This window comes from Nocardia sp. NPDC050378, assembly GCF_040655675.1.
Taxonomy (GTDB): Bacteria; Actinomycetota; Actinomycetes; order Mycobacteriales; family Mycobacteriaceae; genus Nocardia; species Nocardia coubleae.
Genome location: NZ_JBFAKI010000002.1, coordinates 582,122 through 600,508 on the forward strand (window position 1 = coordinate 582,122; position 18,387 = coordinate 600,508).

Below are 18,387 nucleotides of genomic sequence, written 5' to 3' on the forward strand. Positions count from 1 at the left end.
ACACCATCGAGACCATCCGCAACACTGGTCCCACGGGTGATGTGACCGCCGATACGCGTCGGACCCGCAGGTCGCGGGCCCGCCGGTCAACGCGCGGAAATCCCGGATCGAGGGCGTTTCGCGGCCCGTCGCTTACCGAATCCTTGCCGATTTCCAGCATTTCGGCCGATCTGGGCTGCCAGCGGTGGCGCGGGCAGCACACCGCTCGGTACTTTGACTGCGCTCTATCGGGTCGTCGACCCATGTGTATGAAGGGGAACAAGTGAAGAGAATGCTCACCAGCGCGGCCGTGCTCGGTGCCACCGTCGCGACCATGTTCGCGGGTCACATCGCACCGGCCCAGGCGCAGTCGGGCTACTACGGCGCCATCGCGGCGTCGGTCAAATCGGGGGTGTACGGGTACGCGACCGACTACGGCAGCTACGCCGACGCCGAAGCGGGCGCCATGGCCGCCTGCCGGCGCGGTGGTGGCGGCGGCGGTTGCGACGTGAAGGTCTCCTATCGAAACGGCTGCGGAGCCATCGCGATCTCGCGTGGCTGGTGGAGCTACGGCTCGGCCTCGACCATCGGTGGCGCCAAACGCGAAGCGCTGAACCGCAATCCGGGCAATGCCTCGATCAAGCACTGGAACTGCACCAGCGGTTACCAGCTCTAGCCCGACCGTTTCGACCACCATCATGGGAGTTGTAGTGAACAACCGACCGATCAAGACCGCCGCCGTGCTCGTCGCGCTCGTCGCGTCGCTGGGGCTGAGCGCGTGCGGTTCTTCGGACACCGACTCGAGCAGCGCGGGCGCCACCACCACCGCGGCCGCGTTCGAGTCCGGTACAGCCAAGCAGGACAAGGAAGAAGGCGGCGACGTCGCCGAGACCACCCCGCCGAACCTGCCCAAGCCGACCGTCGAGGAGCTCAACGCGCGGCTCACCAAGGCGATGAGCGGCCAGCTCACCGCCGACGAGAAGAAGACCTACATCGAGGACGCCGATCAGGACCCGATGCTGGTCGACAAGTTCGTCGACGCCGCGAAGAAGAACAATGTGAAGGTCTCCATCACCAATGTGGGCGAGCCCGCCGACGGCAAGCTCAAGGCCGACGCCGATGTCACCATCGACGGCCAGCCCGTGCAGGACGCCTTCATCGACTTCGTCGCCGAGGACGAGTCGTGGAAGGTGTCGCACACCTTCGCCTGCAACATCGTGAAGTCGGCCAAGCTCGACTCCGCGGCCTGCCAAGCCTGAGAGACGACGAAAACCGCCGGGCGACAACGTCACCCGGCGGTTTTCGTTTTCCGTGAGGTCAGACGCCGATGACTGTCGGCACGATCATCGGGCGGCGACGGTAGGTGTCGGCGACCCAGCGGCCGACGACCCGGCGAACGCCCTGGGCGATGCGGTGGGTGTCGGTGATGCCCTCGCCCGCCAGTCGGAGCAGCTCCGCCTCGACCAGTTCGTTCGCACCGTCGAGGGCGGTGGGGTCGTCGGAGAAGCCGCGCCCGTTGATCTCTGGGGTGCTCACCGCCTTGCCGGTGGTGGCGTCGATGACGATGGCGATCGAGATGAAGCCACCCTCACCGAGGACCAGGCGGTCCGACAGCGTCGACTCGCCGACGTCACCGACGGAGAGGCCGTCGACATAGACGTGCCCGACCGGGACCCGGCCGACGATGGAGGCGATGCCGTCGACCAGGTCGACCACGACGCCGTCCTCGGCGAGCACGACCCGCTCCTCCGGCACCCCGGTAGCCACCGCGAGCGCGGCGTTGGCGCGCAGGTGCCGCCATTCGCCGTGCACCGGCATGGCGTTGGTCGGGCGCACCGCGTTGTACAGGTACAGCAGCTCACCGGCCGAGGCGTGTCCGGAGACGTGCACCTTGGCGCTCTGCTGGGTGATGACGGTGGCGCCGAGCCGGGCCAGGCCGTTGACCACGGCGAACACCGAGTTCTCGTTGCCGGGGATCAGCGAGGACGCGAGCACGATGAGGTCGTCGGCGCGGATGTTGATCTGGCGGTGGTCGCCGCGGGCCATCCGTGCCAGCGCCGAGAGCGGCTCACCCTGGGAGCCGGTGGAGATCAGCACCAGGCGGTTGCCGGGCAGGTTCGCGGCCTGATCCATTTCGACCACGACGTTGTCGGGCACCGACAGGTAGCCGAGGTCCTGGGCGATCTGCATGTTGCGCACCATCGAGCGGCCGACGAAACACACCTTGCGGTTGTGCTTCTGGGCCACGTCCACCACCTGCTGGATGCGGTGCACGTGGCTGGCGAACGACGCGACGATCACCCGGTTGCGGGCCTTGCCGATCACATTGTCGAGCACTCCACCGATCTCGCGTTCGGGAGTGACGAAGCCGGGGACCTCGGCGTTGGTCGAGTCGACCAGGAACAGGTCGACGCCCTCGTCGCCCAGGCGGGAGAAGCCGGCCAGGTCGGTGAGGCGGCCGTCCAGGGGCAGCTGGTCGAGCTTGATGTCACCGGTGTGCAGCACCACGCCCGCCGGGGTGCGGATGGCCACGGCCAGCGCGTCGGGGATGGAGTGGTTGACCGCGAAGTACTCGAGCTCGAACGGCCCGTGCACCGTGGTCTCCCCCTCGGCGACCTCGCGCAGCTTGGGCTGCAGCCGGTGCTCGCGGGCCTTCGCCGCGACCAGGGCGAGGGTGAACTTGGCGCCGATCACCGGGATGTCGGGGCGCATGCGCAGCAGGAACGGCACCGCGCCGATGTGGTCCTCGTGACCGTGCGTGAGCACGATCGCCTCGATGTCGTCCATCCGGTCCTCGATGGGCCGGAAGTCGGGCAGGATCAGGTCGACGCCGGGCTGCTGGTCCTCGGGGAACAGCACACCGCAGTCGACGATCAGCAACTTGCCGTTGTATTCGAAAACGGTCATGTTGCGGCCGATTTCGCCGATGCCGCCGAGCGCGAACACGCGCAACCCGTTCTTGGGCAGCTTGGGCGGCAGACCGAGTTTGTCCTGAGCCGCCTTCTCGCGCGGTTCGGCCTGCGCGTCACCGCGACCCCGGCCACCCTGCCTGCCCCTGCCGCCGCCGCCACCGCGACGGTTCGGCTGCTGGGCGGCGGCCTGTTCGGCGGGCTTGGCCTTGGCGCGACGTGACGCCGCCTTCTTCGCGGGGGCGCGGTCCTGAACGATCTCGAGCGCCTCGGGTGCCGATTCGGCCTCGGCCGTCAGTTCCGCCTCGGCGACGATCTCGGCGACCGGCTCGACCGCGGCGGGTGCGGCAACCGGCTGCTCGGCCACGGGCGGCGCGGCGACCGGCTGCGTCTCCCGCACGGTCTCGGCCGGGGTGGGTTCCGGCGCGCCCGCGGGACGCGACGCGGCCCGGCGACGGGGCTTACGACCAGTGGGTTCGGTCACGCGGTCACCCCCGCGGCTTGCAGATCCAGCGCCAGCTCGTCGAGCTGAGCCGGCGTCGGCATCAGCTGGGGCAACCGTGGTTCACCCACGTCGATCCCGAGCAATTGAAGTCCTCCCTTACACATCGCCACACCTCCCAGGCGGGTCATGGCCGCGTACAGCGGCAGCAGTGTCGCGTTGAGCTCCCTGGCCCGAGCCACCTCACCGGCCGTGTAGGCCTGGTGGATCTCGCGCAGGCGTTCGGGCACCAGATGCCCGATCACACTGATGAATCCGACAGCACCCACCGAGAGCCAGGGCAGATTGAGCCCGTCGTCACCGGAGTAGAACGCCAGTCCCGTGCTCGAGATGAGATCGGCACCGGAGACGAGGTCGCCCTTGGCGTCCTTCACGGCGACGATGTTCGGATGCTCGGACAGATATCGGATCGTGTCGATGGCGATCGGCACCACCGACCGCGGTGGAATGTCGTAGAGCGTCACCGGCAGCGACGTGGCGTCGGCGACCGCGGTGAAGTGCGCGATCAGCCCCTCCTGCGTCGGCCGGGAGTAATAAGGGGTCACCACGAGCAGACCGTGGGCGCCCGCGTTCTCGGCGGCGCGCGAGAGCTCGATGGAATGCGCGGTGTCGTAGGTTCCGGCACCGGCCATGATGGTGGCGCGGTCGCCGACGGCGTCGACGACGGCACGCAGCAGGTCGACCTTCTCCGACTCGGTGGTGGTCGGCGACTCGCCGGTGGTGCCCGAGACGACGAGCAGATCGACGCCGCGATCGACCAGGCGAGCGGCAAGCGTCACCCCGGCGTCCACGTCGAGCTTGCCCGCAGCGCTGAAGGGGGTCACCATCGCGACACCTACCGTGCCGGATGCGTGCAGCTCCGTGGGCGTCGATTCACCGTTCGTCATGGTCAGAAAGGCTACCCGGTCGGCTCGGGAGCCTCGACACCCTAGCGGCCGAAGTCGCGGCCGGTAGGGGTCGCCTTCCTTGCGTGATGTCATCTGTGACGTCATGCTGATGTCATGGATCTGAACGCTCACACCGCGCGGCTGCGCGAGGAACTGCTCGCCGCCGCGGCTCTCGGCGACGAGAAAACGCAGGCCACCGCCGCCGCACTGGCCGCAGCGGTGGAGAGCTCGCACCGGCTGGTGCTGCTGTCGGCGCTGTCGGAACTGGCCGCCGAGATCAGCACCGAGCTCGGTGACCGCACCGTGCACGTGCGTCTCGACGGCACCGACGTCGTGGCCGACGTGCGCAAGAACACGTCCGGCGACGACGCCGAACCCCCGACCTTCGAGGAGATGACCGGCGACATCAGCCGCGTCACCCTGCGTTTGGTCGAACAGCTCAAGTCCCGCGCCGAGGAAGCCGCCCAGCAGAACGGGCAGTCACTGAACTCGTGGCTCTCGAATGCGGTCACCGGCGCGCTGCGCGATCAGATGCGCGGACAGAAGTGGTGACGCGCACCCGGTCATAACAGCGGGGCCAGGTCGCCGCGCTCGCCGATCACCACCTCGTCGAGTTCGAGCCAGTCCGCCATCTCCCGCAGCGCGCCGCGCAGGGCGTGGGCGGTCTCGGCGGTGGCGTGGCCGGGTTCGGCGAACGCGGCGGGCGCGAGCAGCCGCCCGGTCGCGCGTTCGGCGCGCAGGTCGACCCGGCCCACGAGCTTGCCGTCGAGCAGGAACGGGAAGACGTAATACCCGTGCACCCGTTGGGGTTCGGGCGTGTAGATCTCGATGCGGTAGTGGAAGTCGAACACGCGCTGCGTGCGGGGCCGGAAGAAGATGAGCGGGTCGAACGGGCACAGCAGGGCCGCGCCGGTGATCCGGCGCGGGATACTCGCCTCCGGGTGCAGGTAGGCCGGTGCGTCCCAGCCGTCGACGTCGACCGGTAGGAGTTCGCCCGCGTCGACCAGTTCGGCGATGGCCGGGGCGCTCTGGCGCCGGTTCAGCCGGTAGTAGTCGCGCAGGTCGGGTTCGGTGGCGATGCCGAGCGCCCGGCTCGCGCGGCGCACCAGTTCCCGCACCGCGTCGGCTTCGGCGATCTCGCGCTCGCGGATGTCGGCGGGGACGACGCGCTCGGTGAGGTCGTAATGGCGGGTGAACCCGACCCGGCGCGCGGTGGACAACTCGCCCGCGGCGAACAGCTGTTCGCAGATCAGTTTGGTGTCACTGAGGTTCCACCAGGTGCCCTTGGGGCGTGGTTTGTCGAGTTCGAGGTGTCGTTCGATCTCGCGGGCGCTGGCCGCACCGACTTCGGTGACCACGTCGAGGATGTCCTTGCCGAGCGTCGGATTGCGTTCGGCCGCCTTGCGCATGCCCGCCCACCGGCCGTGCTCGTATTCGGCCATGCGCCATCGCATCAGCGGCCAGTCGGCCACCGGGATGAGCGCGGCCTCGTGCGCCCAGTACTCGACGAGACCGCGCCTGGCACGTGGGCTGTCGCTCCAGGCGGCGCCGTCGAGCAGCGTGCGGTCGTAGGGGCCGATCCGGCTGAACACCGGCGCGTAGTGGGCGCGGACCACCGCCGAGACCGAATCCAGTTGCAGCAGGCGGGTTCTGGCCACCACATCGAGAATCGCCCGCCGTTTGGGGTTGGCCGGGCGGCGTTTGCCGAAACCCTGGGCGGCCAGCGCGATCCGCCGGGCCGCCGCCGCATTCATCCGCTGCATGCCACCACCCTGGCACAGGGGTACGACAGGTTCGGGTCAGGTGGAAACCCGCACGTCACCGGCGGTATCGATCTCGGTGCGCCGGTCACCGTCGGGTCCGGTGGCCAGCACCGTCGCCACCCAGCGCCTGCCGATCGGCAGGACCCGCACGGTCACGGTGCCCGCCCGGGCCGCGTCGAGTGCGTCTACGGCGGCCTCGATCACGTTGCGCCGCACCCATTCCGGGACACCGCGGAAGCCGCCGTCGTCGAGCAGTGTCACCTCCACGCCGCGCGCCCGCGCGCCCCGGGCGGCGGCGCTGAGGCGTTCGGTGACCAGTTCGGGGGCGCGCAATCCGTCGCGCAGTTCGGCTTCGAGCAGCCTGCACTGTTCGCGTTCGTCGTCGGTGAGTTCACGGCCCTCGGCGATGCGGGTCAGGATGGGGCCCGCCACCTGGTCGAGCCGGACCAGCTGACGGTCCCGCTCGGCGGTCGCCGCGTGCAGGGCCGCCTCGGTGGCGGCGCGCAGATTCGCCTGCGACCCCAGCTCGCGCAGCGAGCGCTGGGTGGGCCGCACGATGGCCATGAACACCGTCACCGCGCCGACGGTCGCGATCGGGGTCAACGCGCGCACCACCGTTTCCGCGTGCCAGTCGGTGAACACCCCGAGTGTCATGAGCACCGACGCGGCCGCGGCCACACCGAGCCAGGCCGCACCGACCCGCCCGCGCAGGACGAGCATGGCCAGCAGGTACGAGGTGGGATAGGCCGTCCACAGCTGGTTGGAGAAGCCCGAGGGGTTCTGCACCCACGGCACGGTCAGCGCCATCGCCATCGGCCCGGCGGCCGCGACGAACACCGTCGGCGGCCAGGGCAGCGGATCCATCGGGAACACCAGCACCACCAGCGCGGCCGCCGCCATCAGCAGCAGCGCGGCCGTGGCGGGCAGCAGTGGGGCGATGCCGAAGTTCACCCGCAGGTGCATCACGATGGTCGCTTCGAAGATGACGACGAACAGCCAGGCGGTTCCGTCGCTGAGGCCGAACAGGTCGCGCATCCCGAAGGGCAGGTCGCGCTCAGCCATCGCTGGCCCATACCAGGGTGACCACGGTGCCCGCCCCGGGCGAGGACTCGACGAACGCCGCGCCGCCCGCGAGGGTGCGCATGCGGCCGAGGATGCTGCCGGTGATACCCATCCGGTCGGCCGGAACGCGGGCCGGGTCGAAGCCGACGCCGTCGTCGGTGAGCACCACCCGGATGCCGCCGGTCGCGATCGTCACCGACAAGCCACGCCGGACGGTGCGACCGGGTGTACCCGCATGGCGCAGGCTGTTGCGCACCGCCTCCATGAGCGCCGCGCCGAGCACCCGCGCCGATTCGACCGGCAGCCGCAAATCGGCACCGCGTGAGGAAACCTGAACGGGCAGTTCGGGATCCACTTCGCGCACCGCGTCGCGCAGGAACTCGACCGTGGCGGCGGCGTCGAAGTGGTCGATCTCGGGGGCGTTGCGTGACTGTTCGAGCTGTTCGAGAGTGCGCGCGGCCTGGCGGCGTAGCACCGGCGTCGACCCGGCACTGCGTGAGGCTTCGAGCAGGGTCGACAGCACCGCGTCGTGGATGAGTGCGGCGAAGCGGGCGCCTTCGCGTTCGCGGGCGGTGGTCGCCGCTACCGTCGCGGCGCGCACCCGCTGCCGGATCGCCTCCCGGTCGACTCGTTCGGCGGCGGCCCGCGCGTACACCACGCACCACAGGAACAGCGCGGCCACACCGAGCGCCCGGGTGATGTCACCGACCAGCGTCCACATCGAACTACCTGGAATCACCAGCACATTCGATATCGCGGCCACCGTCGCCAGCAGCGCGACGAAGACCGCAGCCACCCGCCGTGGCCATGCCAGACCGGCCGCGAGCGCACCGACGGCCAGTCCCCGGTAGGGCCAGGACGCGAACGAGCCGATGTAGGTCACCGAGTACAGCACCGGCGTCACCGCCGCGGCGGCGAGGTAGATCACCGCGGCGGTCCCGGCGGCGCGCCGGATCGCGCGTACCGGACCGCGGGCCGACACGATCGCCAGCACCGCGAACATCAGGTAACCCGACACCAGGTGGATCTCGGGCCAACGGGCGAGGTAGACCGGCTGCACCAGCACCGCGGGCAATTCGAGCATCATCACGATCAGCGCACCGATCCCGATGACCACTCCGAGCCTGCGCAGGATCTGATCGGTCGCCGCGTGCGACAGGTCGATCTCGGCGACGGGTGCGGGCGCGGCGGCGACCGCGGTGCTCACGTGCGCTGCTGCCTCTCCGGCACGGGCAGCCACCCGTCCTCCACGGCCCGTTTGTACAGGTCGGTCTTGGTGGGCGCGGGCCTGCCCGCATCGGCGTATTTCTGCCGGATGCGGCCGAGGTAGTCGTTGACGGTCTGTTCCGACAGCCCCGTCAGGCGGGCCACGCGCGAGGCCTTCTCGCCCGAGGCGTAGAGCATGAGTACTTCTTCTTGGCGTGGGCTCAGACCCACGTCCGACAGCTGCGGGTCGCCGTCGATGGCGGCGGCCCAGTCGGTGGTGACCACCTGTTCGCCGGAGGCGGCGCGGCGCACGGCGTCCACTACGGTGGCCGCGCCCTCGGATTTGCGCAGCACGCCGAGCACGCCCGCCTTGGCGGCCGAGCGGACGAGGAAGGCGTTGTCGGCGCCGGTGAACACCAGTACCTCGATACCGCGCTCGCGCAGCGCGGTGACGTTGTCCTCGGGGCTCGATCCGTCGGGCAGGCGCAGGTCGAGCACCACCAGATCGAGGTCCTCGGTGTCGGCGAGCAAGCCCGCGACGGTCTCGGCGGTGGCGACCAGCTCCAGGTCGGGCTCGGGGCCGAGCATGGCGGCCAATCCGATCGCCACCGATTCATGGTCCTCGACCAACCCGATCCGTCGCACCGTCTGCACCTCGGTCACCGACCACTCCCCATCTCGAACACCCATCCGCGGCCAGCCCGCAACACGTCGGGTCGAGTTCTACCGTATCGCCCACGCGGATGTCAGCCACCAGAATTCGGGGCGAAGCCTGCTTACCCCATCAGACCTGCGGCGATGGTGGCGCCGAGCTCCCAGCAGCGCTCCAGTTCGGCCTTGCCCGGCGGCCCCGACACCACCACCGGCGCGGCCGCCCGCATCCACCCGAGCCCGGTGGTGATCCGCTCGACGCTCGCCTCGGCCCCCTCGGTGCCCTCGTTGCCGTGCAGGTACAGCCCGTAGGGACGACCGCGGGTGGAGTCCAGGCACGGGTAGTAGATGGTGTCGAAGGCGTGCTTGAGGGCGCCGCTCATGTAGCCCAGGTTGGCTGGAGTGCCGAGCAGGTAGCCGTCGGCCTCCAGCACGTCGACGGCGGTGACGGCCAACGCGGCTCGGCGCACCACTTCCACGCCCTCGATCTCCGGGTCGGTGGCACCGGACAGGACCGCTTCGAACATCGCCTGCGTGTGCGGCGAGGGGGTGTGGTGGACGATCAGCAACCGGGCCATGAGCTACTTTCCGTCGCGTTCCAGTTTCTCGAGGGCCACCGCGCGGCGCATGGTCTCGCGGGCGCGGGTGCGGTCACCGGCGTAGTCGTAGGCGCGAGCCAGGCGGTAGGAGCTGCGCCAGTTGTCCGGGTCGGCTTCCCATTCGACCTTGATCTCGGCGAAGAGGGCGTCGGCCGCGTCGCGTTCGATGCGGCCGGACGGGCGGCGCGGCAGGTGGGAGGTGTCGACCTCGCGGCCCTCGTCGTGGATGCGCCGGGCGAGGCGCTGATGATCGAGGGCGGCCTGCAAGGTGGTCCACACGATCCACACGCCGACGATCGGCAGCAAGAGCATGCCGATGCCGATGGCGATGCCCGCCGGCTTGCCGTCGGCGATGTAGGCGATGGCAAGGCCACCGAGGCGGACGAAGTAGAACACCAGCGCCAGCACCAGGAAGGCGACGAGCGCGACGGTTTTCACGACCTGACGGTTCGGCTCGGCCTTGGTCACCGGATCGGCGCTCACAAGTCGAGGAACGGGTCGAGCCCGACGGTCAGGCCCGGCCGTCCGGCGATCTCACGAACCCCGAGCAGCACGCCGGGGGCGAACGAGCTGCGATCGATGGAGTCGTGGCGGATGGTCAGCGTCTCCCCCTGGGTGCCGAAGAGCACCTCCTGGTGGGCGACGAGCCCGGCCAGGCGCACCGAGTGCACGCGCACCCCGTCGACATCCGCGCCGCGCGCACCCTCGAGTTCGGCCGTCGTCGCGTCGGGACTGCGCCCGACCCCGGCTTCGTCGCGGGCGGCGGCGATGAGCGCGGCGGTGCGATAGGCGGTACCCGAAGGCGCGTCGGCCTTGTTCGGGTGGTGCAGTTCGATGACCTCGACCGACTCGAAGAACCGGGCCGCCTGCTCGGCGAACCGCATCGACAGCACCGCGCCGATGGCGAAGTTCGGCGCGATCAGCACCCCGACCTCGGGACGCTGCGCCAACCACCCACGCACCTCGGCCAGCCGCGACTCGTCGAAGCCGGTGGTGCCGACCACGGCGTGGATACCGTTCTCGATCAGGAACTTCAGGTTGCCCATCACCACATCGGGGTGGGTGAAGTCGACGACGACCTGGGTGCCGGTCTCGGTGAACGTCTCCAGCGCGTCACCCTTGTCGACCTGGGCGACCAGCTCCAGATCGGCCGCCGCCTCCGCCGCCGCGCAGATGGCCTGCCCGACCTTGCCGCGTGCTCCGAGCACTCCGACCCGAATGGTCACCGCATCTCCTCGTCATCGTTTCCGCTTGTCCGCAAGCCTATCGAGCAGGGGCCGGCCGGGGACGCCGAGGTCAGCCGAAGACGATCACCTGCCGCAGCGCCGCGCCCGCGGCGAGTTCGTCCATGGCCTCGTTCACCGCGTCGAGTCCGATGCGTGCCGACACGAGTCGTTCCAGCGGCAGTTTCCCGGCGCGCCACATCCGCACGTACTCGGGGATGTCTCGGGCGGGCACGGCGGAGCCGAGGTAGCTGCCGATGATGGTGCGGCCCTGGGCGACCAGGGCGAGCGGGGAGATCGTGGCAGTGGCCTCGGGCGCGGGGAGACCGACCGTCACCGTGACGCCACCGGGCGCCGTTGCGGCGACCGCGGTTTCGAAGGCGCGCACATTGCCCGCCGCCTCGATCACCACGTCGGCGTTCACCCCCTTCTCGACGATCTCGGCGGGCGTGAAGGCGGCGGTGGCGCCGAATTCCCGTGCCAGCGCCAGCTTTTCGGGCACGGTGTCGACGGCGATCACCTCGCCGAGCCCGAGCGACACCGCGACCAGCACCGCCGCCATCCCGACTCCACCGAGGCCGACCACCATGATCCGGTCTCCCGCACCGGGTTTCGCGGCGTTGAGCAGCGCGCCACCGCCGGTGAGTACCGCGCAGCCCAGGACTGCTGCCACCTCCGGTGGCACGTCGTCGTCGACCGGGACCACCGACCGCCGATCCACCACCGCATGCGTGGCGAACCCGGAAACCCCGAGGTGATGGTGCACATCCTCGCCGTCGCGGCGCAGCCGCCGACCACCACCGAGCAGCTCGCCCGCGTTGTTGGCCACACTGCCGGGCCCGCAGGGTGTGCGACCGTTGCTGGCACAGCCTGCGCAGTCGCCGCATCGCGGCAGGAACGTCATCACCACGCGCTGCCCCACCGTCACATCGTCGACACCGGCGCCGATCGCTTCGACGATGCCCGCCGCCTCGTGGCCGAGCAGCATCGGTACCGGGCGCACCCGGTTGCCGTCGACCACCGACAGGTCCGAATGGCACAACCCGGCCGCCTCGATCCGCACCAGCAACTCGCCGTCACCCGGCTCGGCCAGCTCCAGTTCGCACACGGTGATCGGCCGCGACTGCGCGAACGGTGCCGGATCGGCGACACGTTCGAGAACGGCTCCACGAATCCTCATGGCGCGAACCTACCGCGCCATCGGCATTGCCGGACCCGGGATTCGGCGTTAACCTCGTTTCCGGTGACGGTGCTCCTGTCGGCCGCCTTGTACCGAGCCCAGGGTCGGCGCCGTCACGAACCAAGGAGAAATCCCCTGTCAGTACAGTTCAATCACACCATTGTCGGATGTCGGGACAATAGGGAAACCGCCGAATTCTGGGCGGACATCCTCGGGTTGGACATAGGAAAAGAGTGGGGTCCGTTCATTCCCATCCCGCTCGACAACGGTGTCACGTTCGATTTCGCGAAGGTGCCGCCGTTCGTTTCCGAGATCCAGCCGCAGCACTACGCGTTCCTGGTCTCCGAAGCCGAGTTCGACGCGGCCTACGCCAAGATCCAGCGCTACAAGCTGGACCATTGGGCCGATCCGCAGCAGCACGGCGTCAACGAGATCAATCACAACGACGGGGGCCGAGGCGTGTACTTCCTCGACCCCAACGGCCATTTCCTGGAACTGATCACCGTGCCCTACGGCGGTTGGCCCACGTAAATGCCCGACCCCGTCCGGCCGTTTCACACCGGCCGGACGGGGTGCGTCCTCAGCTTTTCGCCCGGCTGCCGCGCAGCCCGAGCAGGGCGGCCAGCACACAGGCCACCGCGACGATCACGATGAACCACGGGAATACCGTCGCGATTCCCCACGTGGTCGCCGCCCAGCCCGCCGCGAGCGTCGGCAAGGCCATTGCCGAATAGGCGAGCAGGTAATACGCCGACATTGTTTCGCCGCGCCGATGTGGTGGCACGACTTCCGACAGATGCCGCAACGAACCACCGAAGCCGAGCCCGAACGTCGCACCGAGCACGAGCCCCGCGACAAGCACGGCGGCCGGTTGTTTCGTGGCCAGCGCCGGAATGGTGGCCAGCAGCGCGGCGGCCATGCCGAGGTCACCCATGATCGCCGCTCTGCGCGCCGGAATGCGGGTGGCGAACAGCTGGACGATCGCCGCGGCCAACGCGGTCGAGGCGACGACCACCCCACCGAAGACGAGGTTGTGCACGCCCGTCTCGGCGGCTGCCAGCGACGGATACAGCGACAGCAGCACACCGAGCACCGACCAGGCGGCCATCACACCGATCGCGGAGAACCAGAAATCAGCCCTGATCTCCTGCGGCACAGCGGGTTTCGCGATCGTGATGCGGCCCTTCACGCGGGTGGTGTGTGGTTCGCGCAGAGCGAGGACCCCCGCGGCGGCGGTAAGGCAGACCACCGCGATCACCACGTACGGCGTGCGCAGCGGCGACGGCGCGTACTGGGCGAGCACAGCGGTACCGAGCACCGCGATCGCGATGCCCACATTGAACGCCACCCCGCTGAGCTGACCGGACCGCGCGCCCCGCTCGGGTCGCAGATCCAGCAGCGCGGCGGCACCCGCCACGACGGTTGCCCCGACCGCCGCGCCGTGCAGGGCTCGCGCCAGCAGCAGCATCGGCACCGAGTCGGCGAGCAGGAAGGCCAGCAGCCCGAGGATCATGGTGGCGAACGCGCCGACGATCACCGGCTTGCGCCCGACCACGTCGGACACGCGACCCGACACCAGCACCGCGCCGAGCGCGGCCACCGCGTACACGGCGAAGACCATCGTCGTGGTGAACGGCGACAGGTGCCATTCGGTCTCGTAGATTCCGTACAGCGGGGCGGGCGCCCCGGAGACACCGAGTGCCACACCGGTCGCCGCGAGCACCAGACCGTAGGCCCACCGCTGACCGGTTTCGACCGGCACCATCGTTGTCGCTGCCATCGCAGCCCCCATCAGGTGAGTTTGATAACCATCGAACGGGCCCGACCCTACGCCGAGTATGATGACTATCAAACCCCGGAGTGAGGTAGATCATGACACAGGCTAAAGATCTCCCCGTGGCGCCCGCCGTGCCCGTAGCGCAGTTGCCCGCTGTGCTCGGCGCGCTGCACGATCCTGTCCGCCTGGAAATGGTGCGCCGCCTGAGCAATGCGGGCGGTCCGCTGCGCTGCTCGGCGCTATACGACGCGATCAACAAGTCCACCGCGACGCACCATTTCAAGATCCTGCGCGAAGCGGGTCTCATCGAGCGCCTCACTCTCGACGGCCAGACGTATCAGCGCCTGCGCACCGAGGACGTGGAGACCGCCGTTCCCGGTCTGCTGCCCGCGATCGTGGCTGCCGCCAACAGCGCTGTCGAGGACTGACGCACGGCTGTCACCTCGGGCCGTGCACAGGGTCTGCCGCCGAACCAGCCCGTCGCCGACGAGCGGGCCCTCCGAGTGCGCGGCGATCGACACTCCGCCGGTACCGACTTCCGCGTCCGCGAACCCGACCGACTTGCCGCCGTCAGCGTGCGGGAGTCACCGTCGGAGCCCCGGTGGCAGTCGGTGGCACGACAAGTGGTGGAACCCGCAGCGTCGGGAGAACCGGTGACTCGCGCGGTGAGAACGTCGGTGGCGCGGGCACATCCATGAACTCACGCCCGCGTATCCGACCGTCGGCGATCTCGCCGCCACCCCACCACATTGCCGCACCGGACACCAGCACCGCGACTGCCAGCATGAACCACAGCCGCTGAAACGGGTCGCGCCTGCTGCGCCAGGACGCGAGCCCGTCCTCACCGACGAGGGTGAGCAAGGCGATGCCGAGCACGACGAGCAGTACGCCCGCCGCCGCGGGCTGGCGCGCCCAGCCGCGCGTGAACCACAGGATCAGGCTTACCGGCGCGGCGATCGCCACGAGCACCGCGATCTGACCGAACGCGAAGTCTGCCCCGGCCGCCGGGTCCGGCTCGTCGATGCCACGCCGCAGCCACGCGGTGAACAGCAGCAGGTGGCCGAACGCGGCACCGAGCGCGGCGAGAACGAGCAGCCAGCAGCCCAGCCGGACGAACGCGATGTAGTCCGAACGCATCGCGGCGGCACCGGCTACGACGGCGAGCCCCGCCAGCGCCACCAGCGACAAAGCGAGCAAGACCCTCGGCCGAACGGTCCTGGCACGCAGGTACCCGGGCGGAAGTTGCGTGCGCAGCTTACGGAAAACCCGGAACCAGGCGATCAGCACCGCCGCGAAAAGGACGCCCGACAGCAGCCGCGTCACCCATTGCGGGGCCCACATGGCCACCGCCGCATAGCTTCCCGCGAAGAACCACACCCAGGTCGCGAGCCGGATCAGCGCACGCCAATACACCTCCGCGAGCAGGCGTCTGGCCTTGGCGTCGGCCGGTGCGTCGGCGAGCACGCCGCGCAGGGTCGCGACAGCCTGCTCGCGACGGCCGCCACCGCCGAGTTCGAACTCGGTACGCGCTTGCATCCGCAGCAGGTCGACGTGGGTGGGGTCGATCACCAACCCGGCGGCGATGTGGCTCCGGGCGGCTTCGTAGTCGTACAGGCGCTGATAGGTTTCCGCCACCGAGCAGTGCACGTCGGCGTTGTCCGGCGCCAGCGCAACGGCTTCGCCGAGTGCCGCACGCGCGCGTGGATGATCCGTGCGCGGGCCCGCGGTGTGCAACCACGCCGTCAGCAGCAGCACCGCGTAATCGTGAGGGCTCAGGCGCGCGGCGATCCGGCCATGACGGTAGGCGGGTTCCCATTCGCCGCGCATCGCGTAGCCCATGCAGGCGAGCTCGTGGGCACGCGCGTCGTCGGGGGCGGCTCGAATCGCTTGGCCGGCGTAGCGGATGGTGTCGTCGTATTCGTCGAGTCGGTGGGCGAGCTCGGCGAGCGCGACCAAGACGCGCGGGTCGGCGGGGGCGGCCAGCAGTGCCCTCCCGAGTATCTCGCGAGCCTCCTCCGCCCGCCCGATCTCCAGAGCTACTCGCGCGCGTTCGAGCGCCGCCTGTACCGGCACAACACTTCCCTCCCCTTGATTCCTCCGGCGCACATTACTGCCGGCACCGCCTGCACGACGACCCGTGTCCGGAGGACGACGCCGGCGAGGTTCGGCCCTGGCGGCCACCGCCGCCGCGTATCCGGCCGAGCACCGATACCCATGTGGCCGAATACATCCTGGCCGCCAACAGATTTCGGCCAACATCAGCTGCACGGAAGGGCAGGTCGGCGTCCGCCTTACAACGGGCTCACCAGCCGGGTCTCATAGGCGTAGATCGCCGCTTGCGTCCGGTCGCGCAATTGCAGTTTGTCCAGGATCCGCCCGACGTGCGTTTTCACCTGCACACCGTCGGCGCCCTGCTCGATGCGAGCGATGTGCTCGGATCACGCACCGCCGCTTATCATCTGGCCTTCCTCGCGGCGAGCAACGGCATCCCGCGCACGCGGGTCGACGAGGTGCTCGAGCGGGTCGGGCTCGCCGACGTGGCCGGGATGCGGGTGAAAGGTTTCTCGCTCGGCATGCGCCAGCGCCTCGGCGTGGCCGCCGCCCTGCTCGGTGATCCTGCCGTGCTGATCCTCGACGAACCCGTCAACGGTTTGGACACCGAGGGCATCCGCTGGATCCGCCAGACCCTGCGGGCCATGGCCGACGAGGGCCGCACGGTGCTGCTGTCGAGCCACATGATGAGCGAGACCGAACTGGTCGCCGATCACCTGCTGGTGATCAGCCGGGGCAAGATCGTCGCCGACGAGCCGACCGCCGACTTCGTCGCCGATGCCGAACCAAGGGTGCGGGTGCGCGGGGACGAGCTGACCCGGCTGGCCGCCATACTCGGCGACCGCATCGAGATCCGGGGCGACACCGGCACCGTGCGCGGGGTGACCGGGAAGGCCATCGACATCCGTGTCGCCAATCCGTGTGCGACGGTGCCTGCCGCCGGGGCGGGCCACGGACTGCTCGGCATGCGCGAACGCGCGACGATGCTCGGCGGATCCTTCAGCGCAGGCGCGGGCGACGCGAAGTACGTTGTCGCCGCGTCACTTCCCTTGCACAACGGGCGTAGCGACACCGCGCGCGATTGACCCGCCGACGACCGCCACCTCAACCGAAACAGCGCAGGCAGGAGACGCGATGCTGCCCGGCGCGTTCGCAAGCAGCCGACCGGATCGCTCAGTTCTCGACGAGTCTGCGGACCGAAGCGGGTAGATCGCGTGTCCGCTGGTAGGGGCCCGCGACGGCGGCGGCGTAGGGGCGAGCGAGCAGGGTGCGGGCGATGGCGTTGACCTCGTCGGTGGTGACGGCGTCGATGCGGGCCAGGGTCGCCGAGACGCTGCGGTGGTTGCCGTAGCTGAGTTCGCTGCGCCCGATGCGGTTCATCCGTGATGCGGAGTCCTCGAGTCCGAGCACCAAGCCACCGCGCAACGAGCCCTTGGCGCGGGCGCATTCGGCGTCGGTGATGCCCTCGGCGGCGACTTCGTCGAGCACAGACCGCGCCAAAGTCGCCACCTGGGCGAGGTTTTCGGGCTGGCAGCCGAGCGACACGGAGAACGCGCCGGTGTCGGCGAAGGTGTCGACGCTCGAGTACACCGAGTACGCCAGACCGCGTTCCTCCCGGATGCGCTGGAACAGGCGCGAACTCAGTCCGCCGCCGATCACGGTGTTGAGCACCGACAGCGGCCAGCGCTGCTGCCCCTCGTGCCTGCCGAACGCGCGCACACCGAAGGTGAGGTGCGTCTGTTCGCTGTCGCGGTTGATCCGCACGAGCCCCGGTGCGCGCTGGGCGCGGAACTTTCCCTCGCGGCGGGGTGCCGGGTCGGCGGCGGGGTCGAGGTGCGGGCCGAAGGCATGGCGGACCAGTTCGACGACCCGCTCGTGTTCGACATTGCCCGCCACCGCGACGACCATGCGTTCGGGGCGGTAGCGGCGCTGGTGGAAGCCGCGCAGCTGGGCGGCCTGCATGCCTTCGATGGATTCGACGGTGCCGATCACGGGACGCCCGATCGGGTGGTCACCGAACAGGGCGGTGAGGAAGCAGTCGGCGACGAGGTCCTCGGGATCGTCGTCACGCATGGCGATCTCCTCGAGCACCACCTGACGTTCCACATCGACGTCGACGGCCCGGCACAGCCCGTTGAGCACCACATCGGAGACGAGTTCGACCGCCAGCGGCAGGTCCTCGTCGATGACGTGGGCGTAATAGCAGGTCTGTTCCTTGGCGGTGAAGGCGTTGAGTTCGCCGCCCACGGCGTCCATGGTCTGGGCGATGTCGAGCGCGGTGCGGGTGGGGGTCGCCTTGAACAGCAGGTGTTCGAGGAAGTGCGCCGCACCGGCCACGGTCGGACCTTCGTCGCGCGAGCCGACGCCGACCCACACGCCGACCGAGGCCGAGCGCACGCCGGGCACGTGTTCGGTGACCACGCGCAACCCGCCGGGCAGCACGGTCCGCCGCACTCCACCATCGGTGGTCACGTCCTGGGCGGTGCCGATTCCGGATTCACTCAACTGTCGCTCGGTCACCCGATCCCACCGGACGGCTGTACTGGCATGCTTTTCTCGACCTCTCGAAAACGGGGCTGGCGACGTGCGCGGATGCC

The 18,387-nt window shown here is 69.7% G+C and carries 18 protein-coding genes and 2 pseudogenes; 6 read left to right on the forward strand and 14 right to left on the reverse strand.

All coding sequences use genetic code 11. The features are described 5' to 3' along the window. The first annotated feature begins 271 nt into the window (after window positions 1-271). A complete protein-coding gene (locus AB0I35_RS06675) occupies window positions 272-655 on the forward strand; it encodes a DUF4189 domain-containing protein (protein WP_067492712.1) in 384 nt (127 codons plus the stop codon). A 34-nt stretch (window positions 656-689) separates the two neighbouring features. Beyond that, the gene (locus AB0I35_RS06680) at window positions 690-1,238 is read left to right on the forward strand and encodes a hypothetical protein (RefSeq protein WP_357394779.1); all 549 of its coding nucleotides are present in this window, start codon (window positions 690-692) and stop codon (window positions 1,236-1,238) included. Between the two features lie 58 nt (window positions 1,239-1,296). On the opposite strand, the gene AB0I35_RS06685 is transcribed toward AB0I35_RS06680, so the two are convergent. Together AB0I35_RS06685 and dapA are read right to left on the reverse strand one after the other, a co-directional pair. Next, complete coding sequence (locus tag AB0I35_RS06685; RefSeq protein ID WP_357394780.1) at window positions 1,297-3,372, reverse strand: ribonuclease J; 2,076 nt, start codon at window positions 3,370-3,372, stop codon at window positions 1,297-1,299. Then, a complete protein-coding gene (gene dapA / locus AB0I35_RS06690) occupies window positions 3,369-4,277 on the reverse strand; it encodes a 4-hydroxy-tetrahydrodipicolinate synthase (protein ID WP_357394782.1) in 909 nt (302 codons plus the stop codon). Before dapA ends, AB0I35_RS06685 begins: the two co-directional genes overlap by 4 nt. Window positions 4,278-4,391: 114 nt before the next feature. Between dapA and AB0I35_RS06695 the strand changes: the two genes are divergently transcribed. Next, window positions 4,392-4,829, forward strand: a complete 438-nt coding sequence (locus AB0I35_RS06695; RefSeq protein ID WP_357394784.1) for a hypothetical protein — start codon at window positions 4,392-4,394, stop codon at window positions 4,827-4,829. 11 nt (window positions 4,830-4,840) lie between these two features. Here AB0I35_RS06695 and AB0I35_RS06700 read toward each other — a convergent pair whose 3' ends face one another. From AB0I35_RS06700 to AB0I35_RS06735, 8 genes are all read right to left on the reverse strand, one after another. Then, window positions 4,841-6,040, reverse strand: coding sequence for a crosslink repair DNA glycosylase YcaQ family protein (locus tag AB0I35_RS06700; protein ID WP_357394785.1), 1,200 nt, complete (start codon window positions 6,038-6,040; stop codon window positions 4,841-4,843). A 36-nt stretch (window positions 6,041-6,076) separates the two neighbouring features. After that, window positions 6,077-7,102, reverse strand: coding sequence for a hypothetical protein (locus AB0I35_RS06705; RefSeq protein ID WP_357394786.1), 1,026 nt, complete (start codon window positions 7,100-7,102; stop codon window positions 6,077-6,079). Further along, window positions 7,095-8,309: an ATP-binding protein gene (locus AB0I35_RS06710; RefSeq protein ID WP_357394787.1), complete on the reverse strand. Its 1,215-nt coding sequence runs from the start codon at window positions 8,307-8,309 to the stop codon at window positions 7,095-7,097. The genes AB0I35_RS06705 and AB0I35_RS06710 overlap by 8 nt, the downstream gene beginning before the upstream one ends. Further along, window positions 8,306-8,998, reverse strand: coding sequence for a response regulator transcription factor (locus tag AB0I35_RS06715; protein ID WP_357394788.1), 693 nt, complete (start codon window positions 8,996-8,998; stop codon window positions 8,306-8,308). Before AB0I35_RS06715 ends, AB0I35_RS06710 begins: the two co-directional genes overlap by 4 nt. Before the next feature lie 86 nt (window positions 8,999-9,084). Further along, on the reverse strand, window positions 9,085-9,537 hold the full coding sequence (locus tag AB0I35_RS06720; protein ID WP_357394789.1) for a flavodoxin family protein: 453 nt from the start codon (window positions 9,535-9,537) through the stop codon (window positions 9,085-9,087). A gap of 3 nt (window positions 9,538-9,540) precedes the next feature. Beyond that, on the reverse strand, window positions 9,541-10,041 hold the full coding sequence (locus tag AB0I35_RS06725) for a hypothetical protein (protein ID WP_357394790.1): 501 nt from the start codon (window positions 10,039-10,041) through the stop codon (window positions 9,541-9,543). Beyond that, complete coding sequence (gene dapB / locus AB0I35_RS06730) at window positions 10,038-10,784, reverse strand: 4-hydroxy-tetrahydrodipicolinate reductase (protein WP_357394791.1); 747 nt, start codon at window positions 10,782-10,784, stop codon at window positions 10,038-10,040. Before dapB ends, AB0I35_RS06725 begins: the two co-directional genes overlap by 4 nt. Before the next feature lie 70 nt (window positions 10,785-10,854). Beyond that, on the reverse strand, window positions 10,855-11,961 hold the full coding sequence (locus AB0I35_RS06735; protein ID WP_357394792.1) for a zinc-binding dehydrogenase: 1,107 nt from the start codon (window positions 11,959-11,961) through the stop codon (window positions 10,855-10,857). Between the two features lie 135 nt (window positions 11,962-12,096). Here AB0I35_RS06735 and AB0I35_RS06740 point away from each other — a divergent pair, with 135 nt between their 5' ends. Further along, complete coding sequence (locus tag AB0I35_RS06740; RefSeq protein WP_067492972.1) at window positions 12,097-12,492, forward strand: VOC family protein; 396 nt, start codon at window positions 12,097-12,099, stop codon at window positions 12,490-12,492. Between the two features lie 49 nt (window positions 12,493-12,541). On the opposite strand, the gene AB0I35_RS06745 is transcribed toward AB0I35_RS06740, so the two are convergent. After that, entirely contained in the window at window positions 12,542-13,741 is a 1,200-nt protein-coding gene (locus AB0I35_RS06745; protein ID WP_357394793.1) for an MFS transporter, read from the reverse strand. Between the two features lie 92 nt (window positions 13,742-13,833). Between AB0I35_RS06745 and AB0I35_RS06750 the strand changes: the two genes are divergently transcribed. Continuing rightward, on the forward strand, window positions 13,834-14,166 hold the full coding sequence (locus tag AB0I35_RS06750) for a helix-turn-helix domain-containing protein (RefSeq protein WP_357394794.1): 333 nt from the start codon (window positions 13,834-13,836) through the stop codon (window positions 14,164-14,166). Between the two features lie 142 nt (window positions 14,167-14,308). Here the strand turns inward: AB0I35_RS06750 and AB0I35_RS06755 are convergent, their stop codons facing one another. Both AB0I35_RS06755 and AB0I35_RS06760 read right to left on the reverse strand, forming a co-directional pair. Continuing rightward, the gene (locus tag AB0I35_RS06755) at window positions 14,309-15,811 is read right to left on the reverse strand and encodes a tetratricopeptide repeat protein (protein ID WP_357394795.1); all 1,503 of its coding nucleotides are present in this window, start codon (window positions 15,809-15,811) and stop codon (window positions 14,309-14,311) included. Window positions 15,812-16,029: 218 nt separating this feature from the next. Continuing rightward, window positions 16,030-16,131: pseudogene (locus AB0I35_RS06760) on the reverse strand (DNA-binding response regulator); the annotation flags it as partial. On the opposite strand from AB0I35_RS06760, the pseudogene AB0I35_RS06765 reads away from it, so the two are divergent. After that, window positions 16,120-16,572: pseudogene (locus tag AB0I35_RS06765) on the forward strand (ATP-binding cassette domain-containing protein); the annotation flags it as partial. The pseudogenes AB0I35_RS06760 and AB0I35_RS06765 sit on opposite strands and share 12 nt — an antisense overlap. Before the next feature lie 391 nt (window positions 16,573-16,963). On the opposite strand, the gene AB0I35_RS06770 reads toward AB0I35_RS06765, so the two are convergent. Beyond that, window positions 16,964-18,295: a pitrilysin family protein gene (locus AB0I35_RS06770; RefSeq protein ID WP_357394796.1), complete on the reverse strand. Its 1,332-nt coding sequence runs from the start codon at window positions 18,293-18,295 to the stop codon at window positions 16,964-16,966. Window positions 18,296-18,387: the final 92 nt, after the last annotated feature.

Excerpts from the sequence above, each read along its gene's own strand:
- AB0I35_RS06675 (WP_067492712.1), top strand. The coding sequence starts at position 272 with ATGCTCACCAGCGCGGCCGTGCTCGGTGCCACCGTCGCGACCATGTTC.
- dapA (WP_357394782.1), bottom strand. The coding sequence starts at position 4,277 with ATGACGAACGGTGAATCGACGCCCACGGAGCTGCACGCATCCGGCACG.
- AB0I35_RS06695 (WP_357394784.1), top strand. The coding sequence starts at position 4,392 with ATGGATCTGAACGCTCACACCGCGCGGCTGCGCGAGGAACTGCTCGCC.
- AB0I35_RS06700 (WP_357394785.1), bottom strand. The coding sequence starts at position 6,040 with ATGCAGCGGATGAATGCGGCGGCGGCCCGGCGGATCGCGCTGGCCGCC.
- AB0I35_RS06705 (WP_357394786.1), bottom strand. The coding sequence starts at position 7,102 with ATGGCTGAGCGCGACCTGCCCTTCGGGATGCGCGACCTGTTCGGCCTC.
- AB0I35_RS06715 (WP_357394788.1), bottom strand. The coding sequence starts at position 8,998 with ATGGGTGTTCGAGATGGGGAGTGGTCGGTGACCGAGGTGCAGACGGTG.
- AB0I35_RS06720 (WP_357394789.1), bottom strand. The coding sequence starts at position 9,537 with ATGGCCCGGTTGCTGATCGTCCACCACACCCCCTCGCCGCACACGCAG.
- AB0I35_RS06735 (WP_357394792.1), bottom strand. The coding sequence starts at position 11,961 with ATGAGGATTCGTGGAGCCGTTCTCGAACGTGTCGCCGATCCGGCACCG.
- AB0I35_RS06745 (WP_357394793.1), bottom strand. The coding sequence starts at position 13,741 with ATGGCAGCGACAACGATGGTGCCGGTCGAAACCGGTCAGCGGTGGGCC.
- AB0I35_RS06750 (WP_357394794.1), top strand. The coding sequence starts at position 13,834 with ATGACACAGGCTAAAGATCTCCCCGTGGCGCCCGCCGTGCCCGTAGCG.